This is a genomic window from Pseudomonas sp. CFBP 13602 (assembly GCF_014842725.1).
Lineage (GTDB): Bacteria > Pseudomonadota > Gammaproteobacteria > Pseudomonadales > Pseudomonadaceae > Aquipseudomonas > Aquipseudomonas baltica.
Genome location: NZ_JACYVT010000002.1, coordinates 596,227 through 609,752 on the forward strand (window position 1 = coordinate 596,227; position 13,526 = coordinate 609,752).

Annotated in this window: 13 protein-coding genes; 4 read left to right on the forward strand and 9 right to left on the reverse strand. The window is 62.4% G+C overall.

The features are described from left to right. Nucleotides 1-3: 3 nt before the first annotated feature. The 7 genes from ispC to rpsB form a co-directional block, all read right to left on the reverse strand. Nucleotides 4-1,194 (reverse strand): 1-deoxy-D-xylulose-5-phosphate reductoisomerase, encoded by a 1,191-nt coding sequence (gene ispC, locus IFU31_RS05885; protein ID WP_192102496.1) that lies wholly within the window; start codon nt 1,192-1,194, stop codon nt 4-6. After that, nucleotides 1,191-2,006 (reverse strand): phosphatidate cytidylyltransferase, encoded by an 816-nt coding sequence (locus IFU31_RS05890; protein ID WP_192052794.1) that lies wholly within the window; start codon nt 2,004-2,006, stop codon nt 1,191-1,193. The genes ispC and IFU31_RS05890 overlap by 4 nt, the downstream gene beginning before the upstream one ends. Next, entirely contained in the window at nt 2,006-2,761 is a 756-nt protein-coding gene (gene uppS, locus IFU31_RS05895) for a polyprenyl diphosphate synthase (protein ID WP_122476571.1), read from the reverse strand. The genes IFU31_RS05890 and uppS overlap by 1 nt, the downstream gene beginning before the upstream one ends. Before the next feature lie 16 nt (nt 2,762-2,777). Continuing rightward, entirely contained in the window at nt 2,778-3,335 is a 558-nt protein-coding gene (frr, locus tag IFU31_RS05900) for a ribosome recycling factor (RefSeq protein WP_122476572.1), read from the reverse strand. Then, complete coding sequence (pyrH, locus tag IFU31_RS05905; protein ID WP_049862287.1) at nt 3,332-4,075, reverse strand: UMP kinase; 744 nt, start codon at nt 4,073-4,075, stop codon at nt 3,332-3,334. Before pyrH ends, frr begins: the two co-directional genes overlap by 4 nt. Nucleotides 4,076-4,267: 192 nt before the next feature. Then, complete coding sequence (gene tsf / locus IFU31_RS05910; protein WP_122476588.1) at nt 4,268-5,140, reverse strand: translation elongation factor Ts; 873 nt, start codon at nt 5,138-5,140, stop codon at nt 4,268-4,270. A 179-nt stretch (nt 5,141-5,319) separates the two neighbouring features. Then, on the reverse strand, nt 5,320-6,060 hold the full coding sequence (gene rpsB, locus IFU31_RS05915; RefSeq protein WP_049862289.1) for a 30S ribosomal protein S2: 741 nt from the start codon (nt 6,058-6,060) through the stop codon (nt 5,320-5,322). A 346-nt stretch (nt 6,061-6,406) separates the two neighbouring features. On the opposite strand from rpsB, the gene map reads away from it, so the two are divergent. The 4 genes from map (at nt 6,407) to IFU31_RS05935 (ending at nt 11,944) form a co-directional block, all read left to right on the forward strand. Beyond that, entirely contained in the window at nt 6,407-7,189 is a 783-nt protein-coding gene (gene map / locus IFU31_RS05920) for a type I methionyl aminopeptidase (protein ID WP_122476589.1), read from the forward strand. Between the two features lie 53 nt (nt 7,190-7,242). Beyond that, on the forward strand, nt 7,243-9,945 hold the full coding sequence (locus tag IFU31_RS05925) for a [protein-PII] uridylyltransferase (RefSeq protein WP_122476591.1): 2,703 nt from the start codon (nt 7,243-7,245) through the stop codon (nt 9,943-9,945). A gap of 1 nt (nt 9,946) precedes the next feature. Continuing rightward, nucleotides 9,947-11,143 (forward strand): succinyldiaminopimelate transaminase, encoded by a 1,197-nt coding sequence (dapC, locus tag IFU31_RS05930; protein ID WP_185794261.1) that lies wholly within the window; start codon nt 9,947-9,949, stop codon nt 11,141-11,143. Nucleotides 11,144-11,209: 66 nt separating this feature from the next. Further along, nucleotides 11,210-11,944, forward strand: a complete 735-nt coding sequence (locus tag IFU31_RS05935) for a M12 family metallopeptidase (protein ID WP_244652488.1) — start codon at nt 11,210-11,212, stop codon at nt 11,942-11,944. Here the strand turns inward: IFU31_RS05935 and IFU31_RS05940 are convergent. Together IFU31_RS05940 and IFU31_RS05945 are read right to left on the reverse strand one after the other, a co-directional pair. Beyond that, a complete protein-coding gene (locus tag IFU31_RS05940; RefSeq protein ID WP_185794259.1) occupies nt 11,941-12,270 on the reverse strand; it encodes a hypothetical protein in 330 nt (109 codons plus the stop codon). The genes IFU31_RS05935 and IFU31_RS05940 overlap by 4 nt on opposite strands. Before the next feature lie 107 nt (nt 12,271-12,377). Beyond that, a complete protein-coding gene (locus IFU31_RS05945; protein ID WP_192102497.1) occupies nt 12,378-13,517 on the reverse strand; it encodes a TIGR03364 family FAD-dependent oxidoreductase in 1,140 nt (379 codons plus the stop codon). Nucleotides 13,518-13,526 lie beyond the last annotated feature (9 nt).

The following is a 13,526-nucleotide window of genomic DNA, read 5'->3' on the forward strand; positions in this document are numbered from 1 at the left end:
GGGTCAGCACCCGTGCTGGTTCAACCATTGCTGGGCCAGGTACCGCGCGCGAGCATCCGCGGCGAAGACGGTGTCGAGCGTATCCAGCGCCACCACCGGTTCCCGATTGAGGACGTCCTCGATCATACGCGGGATCTGCGGGTAGCGTATGCGACGCTCGAGGAACGCCGCTACCGCGATTTCGTTCGCCGCGTTGAGCATGGCCGGGGCGCTGTCGCCCGCCTCCGCTGCCTGCCGAGCCAGGCGCAGGCAAGGAAAGCGTTGTTCATCGGGCGCTTCGAAATCGAGCCGCGCAATGGCGAACAGGTCCAGGGGTGCCACACCCGAATCGACACGCTGCGGCCAGGCCATGGCATGGGCGATCGGCGTGCGCATATCAGGGTTGCCCAGCTGAGCCAGCACCGAGCCGTCGACATAGTCGACCAGGGAATGGATCACGCTCTGCGGATGCACGACCACTTCGATCTGCGCGGGTCGCGCGTCGAACAGCCAGCACGCCTCGATCAGCTCCAGGCCCTTGTTCATCATGCTGGCCGAGTCGACGGAAATCTTGCGTCCCATCGACCAGTTGGGATGAGCGCACGCCTGCTCCGGCGTGACCTGTTCCAACGCTTCCAGCGGCGTCTGCCGAAACGGACCACCCGATGCAGTCAGCAATATGCGCCGCACGCCGACATTGCCCAGGCCGCGCTCGAAATCACCGGGCATGCACTGGAAAATCGCGTTGTGTTCGCTGTCGATAGGCAGCACCACGGCCCCGCTGTCGCGCACGGCCTGCATGAACAGTGCCCCGGACATGACCAGCGCTTCCTTGTTGGCGAGCAGCACTTTCTTGCCGGCATGGACCGCGGCCAGGGTCGGGCGCAGCCCGGCTGCGCCGACGATGGCCGCCATCACCGCATCCACTTCCGGCGCAGCGGCCACCTGGCACAGCCCTTCTTCACCCACCAGCACTTCGGTGCGCGAGCCGGCCTGGCGCAATGCCTGCTGCAAGGCGGTGGCACGCTCCTGGCTGGGCACCACGGCAAACACCGGGCGATGCACGAGGCACAGTGCCAACAGTTCGTCCATGCGCGAGAAGCCGCTCAGGGCAAATGCGCTGTAGCGGTCCGGATGCCGGGCGATGACGTCGAGCGTGCTCAGGCCGATGGAGCCGGTCGCGCCCAGCACGGTAATGCGCTGCACGCCGCTCACATCACGCCCCAGCCGGCAGCCCACAGCAGCACGGCAAACACCGGTACCGCCGCGGTCAGACTGTCGATGCGATCGAGCACACCGCCATGGCCCGGCAACAGGTTGCTGCTGTCCTTGATGCCGGAGCGACGCTTGAACATGCTTTCGGTCAGGTCACCGACGACCGAGAGGGCCACCACGATCGCCGCGCCGATCAGGCCCGCGAGCATCTGGCCGATTCCCCAGTCGCGCACCAGGCCGATCGCCAGGGTGATCAGCAGGCTGGTCACCAGCCCGCCGTAGAAACCTTCCCAGCTCTTGCCGGGGCTGACCTGGGGCGCCAGCTTGCGCTTGCCCAGGGCCTTGCCGGTGAAGTAGGCGCCGATGTCGGCACCCCATACCAGCACCATGACGGTCATGATCAGCCAGTTGCCCAGCGGCCAGCCCTTGAGCAGCACCAGCCCTTGCCAGGCCGGCAGCAGGATCAGCAGGCCAATGAGCAGCTTGCAGGCAAGGCTGGCCCAATGTTCGCTGGTGCGCGGGTAGGTCAGCACCAGGAACGTGGCCAGGCACCACCACAGCACCGCCGCGCCGAGCACGAACGGCGCCAGGCCCGGCGTCAGGTAGAGGAAGAACAACAGACCCGCTACCACGGCGGCGAAGGCAATGCGCGCCGACTGTTTTTCGAACCCGGCCAGCCGCGCCCACTCCCACGCGCCCAAGGTAACCACCAGGCCGATGAACAGGGCGAACCCTGCGCCTTCGAGCAGGAAGAAACCGCACAGGGCAATCGGCAGGAGAATCAGCGCAGTGATGATGCGTTGTTTAAGCATTAAGCACGGGCTCCGGCTTCGACCTGCTCGCTCGTTTTACCGAACCGGCGCTGGCGCGAAGCGAAATCGGCCAGCGCCGTGCGCATGGCCTCGTGTTTGAAATCCGGCCAGAACAGGTCGGAAAAATACAGCTCGGCGTAGGCCAGTTGCCACAGCAGGAAGTTGCTGATGCGATGCTCGCCGCCGGTTCGGATGCACAGATCCGGCAAAGGCAGGTCACCGGTGGCCAGGCAGGTCTGCAGCAGATCGGGAGTGATCTCCTCCGGCTTGAGGTGACCGGCCTGGACTTCCCGGGCAAGACGCTGCGCCGCCTGGGCAATGTCCCACTGGCCACCGTAGTTGGCGGCGATTTGCAGCACAAAACGGTCGTTACCGGCGGTGGCCGCTTCGGCTTCGCGCATGGCGGCCTGCAGGTCGGGGTGGAACCGCGAGCGATCACCGATGATCCGCAGGCTGATGCGGTTGTCGTTCAGCCGCCGTGCCTCGCGGCGCAGTGCACTGAAGAACAGCTCCATCAATGCCCCGACCTCGTCGGCCGGGCGCTGCCAGTTCTCGCTGGAAAAGGCGAACAAGGTCAGTACCTCGACCTTGGCCTCGGCACACACCTCGATGACCGCGCGCACAGCATCCACACCGGCCTTGTGCCCAGCGACACCGGGCAGCAAACGTTTCTTGGCCCAGCGATTGTTGCCATCCATGATGATCGCAACATGCCGCGGTACCGTGGAAGGTACAGCCAACTTGGTCTTTTCCATGAGACGGACTAATTCCTTAAACGGCCATCAGGTCCGCTTCTTTCTGCTTCACGGCCGTTTCGATGTCCGCGACGAACTTGTCGGTCAGCTTCTGGATGTCATCGGCGGCGCGACGTTCTTCGTCTTCGCTGATTTCCTTTTCCTTGACCAGATCCTTGTACTGGCTCAGTGCGTCACGGCGAATGTTGCGCACGGCCACGCGGGCGTCTTCGGCAGCGTCACGCGCCTGCTTGGTGAAGCCCTTGCGGGTTTCTTCGGTCAGCGCAGGCATGGAGATCAGCAGCAGCTCGCCCAGGTTGGTCGGGTTGAGGTTGAGGCCGGCGGCACCGATGGCCTTGTCGACCGCGCCGAGCATGTTGCGCTCGAACGCGACAACCTGCAGGGTGCGCGAATCCTTCACGCTGATGCTGGCGACCTGGTTGATAGGGGTGTCGGCACCGTAGTAAGGGACCTGAACGCCTTCCAGAATGCTGGGGTGCGCCTTGCCGGTACGGATACGACCGAACGCGTGCTGCAGCGACTCCAGGGATTTCTGCATGCGCGCCTGCGCATCTTTCTTGATTTCGTTGATCATACTTCGCCTTCCTCGATCAGAGTTCCTTCGGCGCCGCCCACTACGATGTTCAGCAGAGCGCCAGGCTTGTTCATGTTGAATACCCGCAACGGCATCTTGTGATCGCGGCACAGGCAGATGGCGGTCAGGTCCATCACGCCCAGCTTGCGATCCAGTACTTCATCGTACGTCAGGCGGTCGAATTTCTCAGCATGGGGATCCTTGAACGGATCGGCCGTGTAGACACCGTCGACCTTGGTCGCCTTGAGCACCACGTCGGCATCGATCTCGATGGCGCGCAGGCAGGCTGCGGAGTCGGTGGTGAAGAACGGGTTGCCGGTGCCGGCGGCGAAAATTACCACATCGCCGGAATTGAGGTGACGAATACCCTTGCGGCGATCGTAATGATCGGTCACGCCGACCATCGAGATGGCCGACATGACGATGGCGGCGATGTTGGAGCGTTCCAGCGCATCGCGCATGGCCAGGGCGTTCATCACGGTCGCCAGCATGCCCATGTGGTCGCCGGTGACACGGTCCATGCCGGCTGCGCTCAGGGCGGCACCGCGGAACAGATTGCCACCGCCGATGACCAGACCCACCTGGACGCCGATGCCTACCAACTGGCCCACTTCGAGGGCCATGCGGTCCAGCACTTTCGGGTCGATCCCGAAATCTTCGGACCCCATCAGGGCCTCGCCGCTAAGTTTGAGCAAAATGCGTTTATAGCGAGGTTGACGACCACTCACCTGCTGAGCCATTGCGTGTCTCTCCTGCGGCGTTTAATAAATTCTGGACGGGCCGGTGTACGGCGCGCCTAACTCTAGCTTGCGGCACTGCGACAGTACCACCGGACCTGCGCCTTGTAAGCGGCTAAATCCGGGTGCCAACTTTGAAAAAGAGGCTGCGCGCGTAAGCGGGCAGCCTCTTTGGGGCAACAGGACGAATCCGTCTTATTGCTTGCTGGCAGCGGCCACTTGTGCGGCAACTTCGTCAGCGAAGTTGTCGACAGGCTTCTCGATGCCTTCGCCTACCTTGAAGTAGGTGAACGAAACGATTTCGGCACCGGCTTTCTTGGCCAGGTCACCGACCTTGACTTCAGGGTTCTTGACGAACGCCTGCTCGACCAGGCTGGCTTCGGCAAGGAACTTGCTGATGCGACCGGCAACCATCTTCTCGACGATCTCGGCTGGCTTGCCCTTGATCTTGTCTTCGTTGAGGCTCATGAAGACGCCCTTCTCGCGCTCGATGGCCTCGGCCGAAACCTGCGATGGCAGCAGGAATTCCGGGTTGCTGGCTGCAACGTGCATGGCGATGTCGCGAGCCAGTTCGGCGTTGCCGCCGTTCAGGGCAACGATGACACCGATCTTGTTGCCGTGCAGGTAGGCATCGACAACGTCGCCTTCCACGCGCACCAGGCGGCGGATGTTGACGTTTTCGCCAACCTTGCCGACCAGGGCTTCACGCGCTGGCTCTTGAGCGGCGATCAGCGGAGCGGCGTCGGTCAGCTGGTCGGCGAAAGCCTTTTCCACGCTGGCGGCGACGAAGTTCTTGAAGTCGTCCTGCAGAGCCAGGAAGTCGGTCTGCGAGTTGACTTCCAGAATGACTGCGGACTTGTTGTCGGCAGCAACCTTGACGGCGATGGCGCCTTCGGCAGCAACGTTGCCTGCTTTCTTGGCGGCCTTGATGGCGCCGGAAGCACGCATGTCGTCGATGGCTTTTTCGATGTCGCCGCCGGCCTTGGTCAAGGCCTTTTTGCAATCCATCATGCCTTCGCCGGTACGCTCGCGCAGTTCTTTGACCAACGCTGCAGTAATCTCTGCCATTTCAAATTCCTCTTGGATAGGTGTCTAACCATTCCACCCGTTAACGGGCGCTCAATTCTTGACCTTGCCAGCGGCTCTTTACAATTGGAGCGATGACGATGCCGGCAATGGTTCTCGAGGTGGCAAAAAGGGGGCCTAGCCCCCTTTTTGCGTACCGAGTAAACGCTGGGCGTCTAGACTCAGCCTTCTACCGCTGCGGCAGGTGCGTCCTGAACGTATTCTTCAGTACCGCCAGCCACGTGGTTGCGACCACGGATGACCGCGTCGGCCATCGAACCCATGTACAGCTGGATGGCGCGAATGGCGTCATCGTTGCCTGGGATGATGTAGTCGACGCCTTCAGGGCTGCTGTTGGTGTCGACGACGCCGATGACCGGGATACCCAGCTTGTTGGCTTCGGTGATCGCGATGCGCTCGTGGTCGACGTCGATGACGAACAGTGCGTCAGGCAGGCCGCCCATGTCCTTGATACCACCCAGGCTGCGATCCAGTTTTTCCAGATCACGAGTGCGCATCAGCGCTTCTTTCTTGGTCAGCTTGGTGAACGTGCCATCTTCGGCCTGGGTTTCCAGGTCACGCAGACGCTTGATCGAAGCGCGGATGGTCTTGAAGTTGGTCAGCATGCCGCCCAACCAGCGATGGTCGACGTACGGCGAGCCGCAACGTGCTGCTTCCTCGGCCACGATCTTGCCGGCGGAACGCTTGGTGCCGACGAACAGGATCTTGTTCTTGCCCTGGGCCAGGCGCTCTACGAAGGTCAGTGCTTCGTTGAACATCGGCAGGGTTTTTTCGAGGTTGATGATGTGGATCTTGTTACGCGCGCCGAAAATGTACTTACCCATTTTCGGATTCCAGTAACGGGTTTGGTGACCGAAGTGCACACCGGCCTTCAGCATATCGCGCATGTTGACTTGGGACATGATAGTTCCTTGATAAGTCGGGTTAAGCCTCCACGTATCCCAATGACCAACCGGCGGCATAACCTCCGGCACCCAGGTCATCGTGTCGACACGTGTGTGGGTTTGGTTGCTTCCAGGGCATCCCCGGAAAGCGGCGCATTTTATACCATAGCCGCCCCGATATAGAAACCTGAAATAGCGTCGATGCACAACGGCTTTTGCGCCGCTGCCTGATTCGCGCGACAATGCGCGCCATCACCTCTTATATAGAGGCGCCGCCAGCGCCGCGCGGCAGTCCGCGGCGGCTCTGGTAGAATCGCCTCGATTTCCAGCCTGCGAACGCGCGCAAGCGCTCAGAGAGCCCCGAATGACCGTTACCATCAAGACCCCCGAAGACATCGAGAAGATGCGAATTGCCGGCCGCCTGGCGGCCGATGTGCTGGAGATGATCGCGCCTCACGTCAAGCCCGGTGTCACTACCGAAGAGCTCGACCGCCTGTGCCATGACTACATCGTCAACGAGCAGCAGGCCATCCCTGCCCCGCTCAACTACAAGGGTTACCCCAAGTCGATCTGCACCTCGATCAACCATGTGGTCTGCCACGGCATTCCCAATGACAAGCCGCTGAAGAATGGCGACGTGCTGAACATCGACGTCACCGTGATCAAGGACGGCTACCACGGCGACACCAGCCGCATGTTCCACGTCGGCAGCGTGCCGGTATGGGCCGAGCGCCTGTCGCAGGTGACCCAGGAATGCCTGTACAAGGCCATCGAACTGGTCAAGCCCGGATGCCGCCTGGGCGACATCGGCGAAGTCATCCAGAAGCACGCCGAGAAGAACGGTTTTTCCGTGGTACGCGAATTCTGCGGCCACGGCATCGGCAAGGTGTTTCACGAAGAACCGCAGGTGCTGCACTACGGGCGTGCCGGCACTGGCATGGAGCTCAAGGAAGGCATGACCTTCACCATCGAGCCGATGATCAACCAGGGCAAGGCCGACACCAAGGTGCTGGGCGATGGCTGGACGGCCATTACCAAGGACCGCAAGCTGTCCGCGCAGTGGGAGCACACCCTGGTGGTGACCGCCAGCGGCTACGAAATCTTCACCTTGCGCAGCGACGACACCATTCCCCGCGTCTCGGCGTGAAGCCACGCGTGCGGGCAACCCGTTCAGGCCACTAATCTCTTCAGGAATACGACATGCCGCAGGTGGATCCGGAGTTGTTCGATCGCGGCCAGTTCCAGGCCGAACTGGCGCTCAAGGCCAGCCCTATCGCAGCCTTCAAGAAGGCGATTCGCCAGGCACACGATGTGCTCGACGAGCGTTTTCGCAACGGTCGTGACATTCGTCGGCTGATCGAAGACCGTGCCTGGTTCGTCGACAACATTCTGGAGCGGGCGTGGAGCCAGTTCGACTGGGACGAGGATGCCGACATCGCCCTGGTCGCCGTGGGCGGCTACGGTCGCGGCGAACTGCACCCCTACTCCGACATCGACCTGATGATCCTGCTCGAGAGCGCCGACTACGAGGTGTTCCGCGATTCGATCGAGCGTTTTCTCACGCTGCTGTGGGACATCGGCCTGGAAGTGGGCCAGAGCGTGCGCTCCATAGATGAATGCGCCGAGCAGGCGCGCGCTGACATCACGGTCATCACCAACCTGATGGAAAGCCGCACCATCGCCGGCCCGGAACGGCTGCGCAAGCGCATGCTCGAGGTCACCAGCACCGAGCGGATGTGGCCCAGCCGCGAGTTCTTCCTGGCCAAGCGCGCCGAGCAGAACGCCCGCCACCACAAGTACAACGACACCGAGTACAACCTGGAACCCAACGTCAAGGGCTCGCCCGGTGGCCTGCGCGACATCCAGACCCTGCTGTGGGTGGCGCGCCGCCAGTTCGGCACGCTGAACCTGCACGCGCTGGCCGGGGAAGGCTTCCTGGTAGAGAGCGAGAACAACCTGCTGGCCTCTTCCCAGGAATTCCTCTGGAAAGTGCGCTACGCCCTGCACATGCTTGCCGGGCGTGCGGAGGATCGCCTGCTGTTCGATCACCAACGCTCCATCGCCGGCTTGCTGGGCTACAAGGACAGCGATGCGAAACTGGCCATCGAGCGGTTCATGCAGAAGTACTACCGCGTGGTGATGAGCATCGCCGAACTCAGCGACCTGATCATCCAGCATTTCGAGGAAGTGATTCTCGGCGACCCCGAAGCCGGCTCCACGGTGCCGATCAATTCGCGCTTCCAGCTGCACGATGGCTACATCGAGGCCACCCACACCCAGGTCTTCAAGCGCACACCGTTCGCCATGCTGGAAATCTTCGTGCTGATGGCGCAGAACCCGGAGATCAAGGGCGTGCGCGCGGACACCATCCGCCTGCTGCGCGAGCATCGCCACCTGATCGACGACAGCTTCCGCAACGATATCCGCAACACCAGCCTGTTCATCGAGCTGTTCAAGTGCGAAGTCGGCATTCACCGCAACCTGCGCCGCATGAATCGCTACGGCATCCTGGGCCGCTACCTGCCCGAGTTCGGCGATATCATCGGCCAGATGCAACACGACCTGTTCCACATCTATACAGTGGATGCGCACACGCTCAACCTGATCAAGCACCTGCGCAAGCTGCAGTACACCCAGGTTTCGGAGAAATTCCCGCTGGCCAGCAAGGTCATGGAGCGCCTGCCCAAGCCGGAGCTGATCTACCTCGCCGGGCTGTACCATGACATCGGCAAAGGTCGCAACGGCGACCATTCCGAGCTTGGCGCAGTGGATGCCGCGCAGTTCTGCCAGCGCCACCAGTTGCCCGCCTGGGACAGCCGTCTGATCGTCTGGCTGGTTCAGAACCATCTGGTGATGTCGACCACCGCGCAGCGCAAGGACCTGTCCGACCCGCAGGTCATCCATGACTTCGCCCAGCAGGTGGGCGACGAGGTGCACCTGGACTACCTCTACGTGCTCACCGTGGCCGACATCAACGCGACCAATCCCAGCCTGTGGAACTCCTGGCGTGCCAGCTTGCTGCGCCAGTTGTACACCGAAACCAAGCGCGCATTGCGTCGCGGCCTGGAGAACCCGCTGGATCGCGAAGAGCAGATCCGCCGCACGCAGAGCGCGGCGCTGGAGATACTGGTACGCGGCGGCACCGATCAGGACGACATCGAGCAGCTCTGGTCGCAGCTGGGCGACGACTATTTTCTGCGCCACAACGCCGGCGACGTGGCCTGGCATACCGATGCTATCCTGCAGCAGCCCGCCAATGGCGATCCGCTGGTGCTGATCAAGGAAACCACCCAGCGCGACTTCGAGGGCGGCACGCAGATCTTCATCTACGCGCCCGACCAGCACGATTTCTTCGCGGTGACGGTGGCGGCCATGGACCAGCTCAACCTGAACATCCACGACGCCCGCATCATCACCTCCAGCAGCCAGTTCACGCTCGATACCTACATCGTGCTGGACAACGACGGCGGCTCGATCGGCAACGACCCGCGCCGCATCGCGCAGATTCGCCAGGGCCTCAGCGATGCGCTGCGCAACCCCGATGACTACCCCAACATCATTCATCGCCGCGTGCCGCGTCAGCTCAAGCATTTCGCGTTCCCCCCGCAGGTCACCATCCAGAACGATGCCCAGCGTCCGGTCACCATCCTGGAGCTGAGCGCGCCCGACAGGCCCGGCCTGCTGGCACGCATCGGCAAGATCTTCCTGGAGTTCGACCTGTCGTTGCAGAACGCCAAGGTTTCCACGCTGGGCGAACGCGTGGAAGACGTGTTCTTCATTACCGATGCGAACAATCTGCCCCTGTCCGACCCGCAACTGTGCAGTCGGCTGCAGGCCACCATCATCGACCAACTCAGTGTCAGCCAGGCGCCCGGCGTCGAGCTGTCCCGTTTGAGCATTTGATATGAACCACGCGTTGAACCAGCTGCAGCCCTACCCTTTCGAGAAACTGCGCGCCTTGCTGGCGGGCGTCACGGCCGCTGCGGACAAACGTCCGATCGCCCTGTCCATTGGCGAACCCAAGCACGCCTCGCCAGCCTTCGTGAAGCAGGCACTGGCCGACAACCTCGACCAGATGGCGGTGTATCCGACCACCCAGGGCATTCCAGCACTGCGCGAAGCCATCGCCGCGTGGTGCGAACGACGCTTCCAGGTCCCGGCGGGCTGGCTGGATCCGGCGCGCCACGTATTGCCGGTCAACGGCACCCGCGAAGCGCTGTTTGCCTTCACCCAGACCGTTGCACAGCGTGACGTCGACGGGCTGGTGGTCAGCCCCAACCCGTTCTACCAGATCTACGAAGGCGCCGCCCTGCTCGCCGGTACCACACCGCACTACCTGCCTTGCCTGGACCAGAACGGCTTCAACCCGGATTTCGACGCGGTACCGGCCGAGGTCTGGCAGCGCTGCCAGATCCTGTTCCTGTGCTCGCCCGGCAATCCAACCGGTGCCCTGGTACCGATGCCGACCTTGAAGAAACTCATCGCCCTGGCCGACGAGCATGACTTCGTGATCGCCGCGGACGAGTGCTACAGCGAGCTGTACTTCGACGAAGACGCGCCACCGCCCGGCCTGCTGACCGCCTGTGCCGAGCTGGGGCGCAGCGATTTCAAGCGGTGCGTGGTGTTCCACAGCCTGTCCAAGCGCTCCAACCTGCCGGGCTTGCGCTCGGGCTTCGTGGCCGGCGACGCCGATATTCTCAAGGCCTTTCTGCTGTACCGCACCTATCACGGCTGTGCGATGCCCGTGCAGACCCAACTGGCCAGCATCGCCGCCTGGGAAGACGAAGCCCACGTACTGGCCAACCGCGACCTGTACCGGGAGAAATTCGATGCCGTGCTGGATATCCTTACCCCGGTAATGGACGTCAAGCGCCCCGACGGCAGCTTCTACCTGTGGGCCAAGGTGCCCATGGACGACGCGCAGTTCTGCCGCGAGCTGTTCGAGCAGGAGCACGTCACCGTGGTGCCCGGCTCCTACCTGTCGCGCGACGTCGATGGGCTCAACCCAGGCGCCGGCCGCGTGCGCATGGCGCTGGTCGCACCGCTGGGTGAGTGTGTCGAAGCCGCCCAGCGCATTCGTCGCTTTCTCGAGCGTCGATAACACATAGCTACGCTTTTGCATGGCGTTTGAACGACATCATCGGTGGCTCTTTTCAAGGAGTCATCGATGATGTGCAATCCCCTGTTCTGCAAGACCCTTCCTGAACTGGATGCCGAGGCATCACGCCGCGTTGCCATGGCCGAACGCCCGACCAATGCGCTGAGTGCTTCGCCGAACGGACGCTCCAAGCGCGCCCTGGGCCAGTTCTCGAAATTCTGGGCGCCCGGCCGCACGCTGACCATTGGTTTCTTCAACGACACCCCTATTGTGCACAAGGCAGCCATCGAGAAAGTGGCGCGGCAGTGGCTGCGGTCGGCCAACCTGAAGTTCGATTTCGTCGACGGCATGCTTGCCGATATCCGCATCTATACCGACGGCGACGACAACTACAGTCAGGTCGGCACCGATGCGCTGCTGGCCAGCCCAATGGATGCAACCATGGCCCTGGGCGTCAAACCGGACGATCCGTTGTTCGGGCGTACCGTCTTGCACGAGTTCGGCCACGTGCTGGGGCTGCTGCACGAGCATCAGCACCCCAAGGCAAACATCCCTTGGGACATCCCCAAGCTGTATGCGTACTTCGCCGCCAAGGGCGTTGATCAACAGACCGTCGACATCAACCTGCTGGACAAGACCGACAAGGCGCTGGCCAAGGGCACGGCCTATGACCGCGCGTCGATCATGCATTACTCGGTGCTGCAGGAGCAGACGGTGGGCAACTGGGAAGTGGGCATCAATCACACCTTGAGCCGCCTCGACCGGAAATTCGCTCGGCGCATCTACCCCAAGGTCGTGGCCTAGCGCGCGTGGCCGAGGCTGGCTTGGTTGATGTCGAACTCGGCCAGCGCCTCATTCATGGCCGCACTGTCCATCAGCCGGTGTCGACGCACTACCGGGCGCACCGTATAACGCGGTAGATGCGCGAACTCCTCTTGCGCCCACGCCTGCTGGTGGCCGGTGCGCTGGAAATCGGGCCACTCGCCAATCACCAGAAAAACCACCTGCGGTACCAGCGCGATAGCCAGCAGGGTATTGAAGTCAACCAGGCCCAGCCCGCCCAGCGCCGAGCCAACGACCACGGGTACAGCGCTACCAACGGCAGTCCACAGTTTGGATAATCGGCGCATGGGATGTGACCTCGCATGAGTTACTGTATGCATATACAGTACACAGAACCAGTCGCGTGTTCAATCCCTGAAAGCGCATCGATAACCCGTCCAACGGCTGCATCAGATCAGGCGAACGCCCCAAACATGTCCGCCACCGCCTGCTCGCCCAGGGCCGGTCCGACGCTCATGCCCACCCCGCTGTGCATCAGCGTCGCACTCAAGCCTGGCGCGATGTCCAAGCGGGAAAACGGCTGGGGCCCCTTGGCACCATAGACACCTTGCCAGCGCTCCATTACCTGAATGTTGCAGCCCAGGGTGTCCTGTGCCAGCTCCAGCATCCACTGGTCGACCTGCTCGGCATTGAACGGCGAAGCGTCCACACCGTATTCATGGGAATCGCCGATGATCAGGTCACCGTAGGGTGTCGGACTGATCAGCAAGTGAATGCCGTGCGTTTCGAGGTGCGGACTGTCGCGCTCGATCTCGCGACGGATGGCAGCCGCTTCGGGCAGATCGGCGAAAGCCCCGTAGTGAACGCAACTCAAACCGGTCAGTACCGAGTGCTGCAGGTTCAGGTTCGACACGGGTCGAGCGCGGAGCATCTGTAGACGGCACACTTGGGGCTTCAGCGCAGCCATGGGTTCGGCGAGCAGCGTGAGGTAATCGTGACCGGAGCACACCACGACCTGCTGGCCACGAAAGGGTCCAGCGGTGCTCTGCAGCTTTCCGGGCTCGACGCCATTGACCAACGTCGAGAAGTGAAACTCCACGCCCAGCTCGCGCTGCAGATAGTCAACCAGCTTGGGTATGGCTTCGCGCGAATACAGTTGCTGGTCGTCGATGCCGTGCAAGGCCGCTCGGTGGTGGCTGAATCGGCCGCCGTACAAGTCGTCCAGCGGCTTGCCGCGCAACAGCTCGACCCGGTAGCCGTGCTCCGTGGCGCGTCCTGTACTGAAGGCGGCCAACAGGTTCTCCTCAGCTTCGGTACGGGCGAACAACAGCGAGCCGTTACGCTTGAGCTCGAAGCCCGCTCGAGCGCTCCAGTTCGCCCAGATACCGCGGCTGGCTTTGGCCAGGTCGAGCATGATGCCCGGTGGCTGACCGGTCACCAGGGCTTGACCGAAGTTGCGCACCGACGCGCCGATCGGACTCGCCGAACGCTCGAACACCCGCACTTTCAAGCCACGCCTGGCCGCCGCATAGGCGTGGGAAAGCCCGAGAATACCCGCACCCACCACCAGCAAATCACTTTCATACCGATTCATTTCAACCCA

Bases quoted from the DNA above. Each gene is read 5' to 3' on its own strand.
- IFU31_RS05925 (WP_122476591.1), top strand. From the start codon at position 7,243: ATGCCGCAGGTGGATCCGGAGTTGTTCGATCGCGGCCAGTTCCAGGCC.
- IFU31_RS05935 (WP_244652488.1), top strand. From the start codon at position 11,210: ATGATGTGCAATCCCCTGTTCTGCAAGACCCTTCCTGAACTGGATGCC.
- IFU31_RS05945 (WP_192102497.1), bottom strand. From the start codon at position 13,517: ATGAATCGGTATGAAAGTGATTTGCTGGTGGTGGGTGCGGGTATTCTC.
- map (WP_122476589.1), top strand. From the start codon at position 6,407: ATGACCGTTACCATCAAGACCCCCGAAGACATCGAGAAGATGCGAATT.
- frr (WP_122476572.1), bottom strand. From the start codon at position 3,335: ATGATCAACGAAATCAAGAAAGATGCGCAGGCGCGCATGCAGAAATCC.
- rpsB (WP_049862289.1), bottom strand. From the start codon at position 6,060: ATGTCCCAAGTCAACATGCGCGATATGCTGAAGGCCGGTGTGCACTTC.
- IFU31_RS05940 (WP_185794259.1), bottom strand. From the start codon at position 12,270: ATGCGCCGATTATCCAAACTGTGGACTGCCGTTGGTAGCGCTGTACCC.
- pyrH (WP_049862287.1), bottom strand. From the start codon at position 4,075: ATGGCTCAGCAGGTGAGTGGTCGTCAACCTCGCTATAAACGCATTTTG.
- dapC (WP_185794261.1), top strand. From the start codon at position 9,947: ATGAACCACGCGTTGAACCAGCTGCAGCCCTACCCTTTCGAGAAACTG.
- IFU31_RS05890 (WP_192052794.1), bottom strand. From the start codon at position 2,006: ATGCTTAAACAACGCATCATCACTGCGCTGATTCTCCTGCCGATTGCC.
- tsf (WP_122476588.1), bottom strand. From the start codon at position 5,140: ATGGCAGAGATTACTGCAGCGTTGGTCAAAGAACTGCGCGAGCGTACC.
- uppS (WP_122476571.1), bottom strand. From the start codon at position 2,761: ATGGAAAAGACCAAGTTGGCTGTACCTTCCACGGTACCGCGGCATGTT.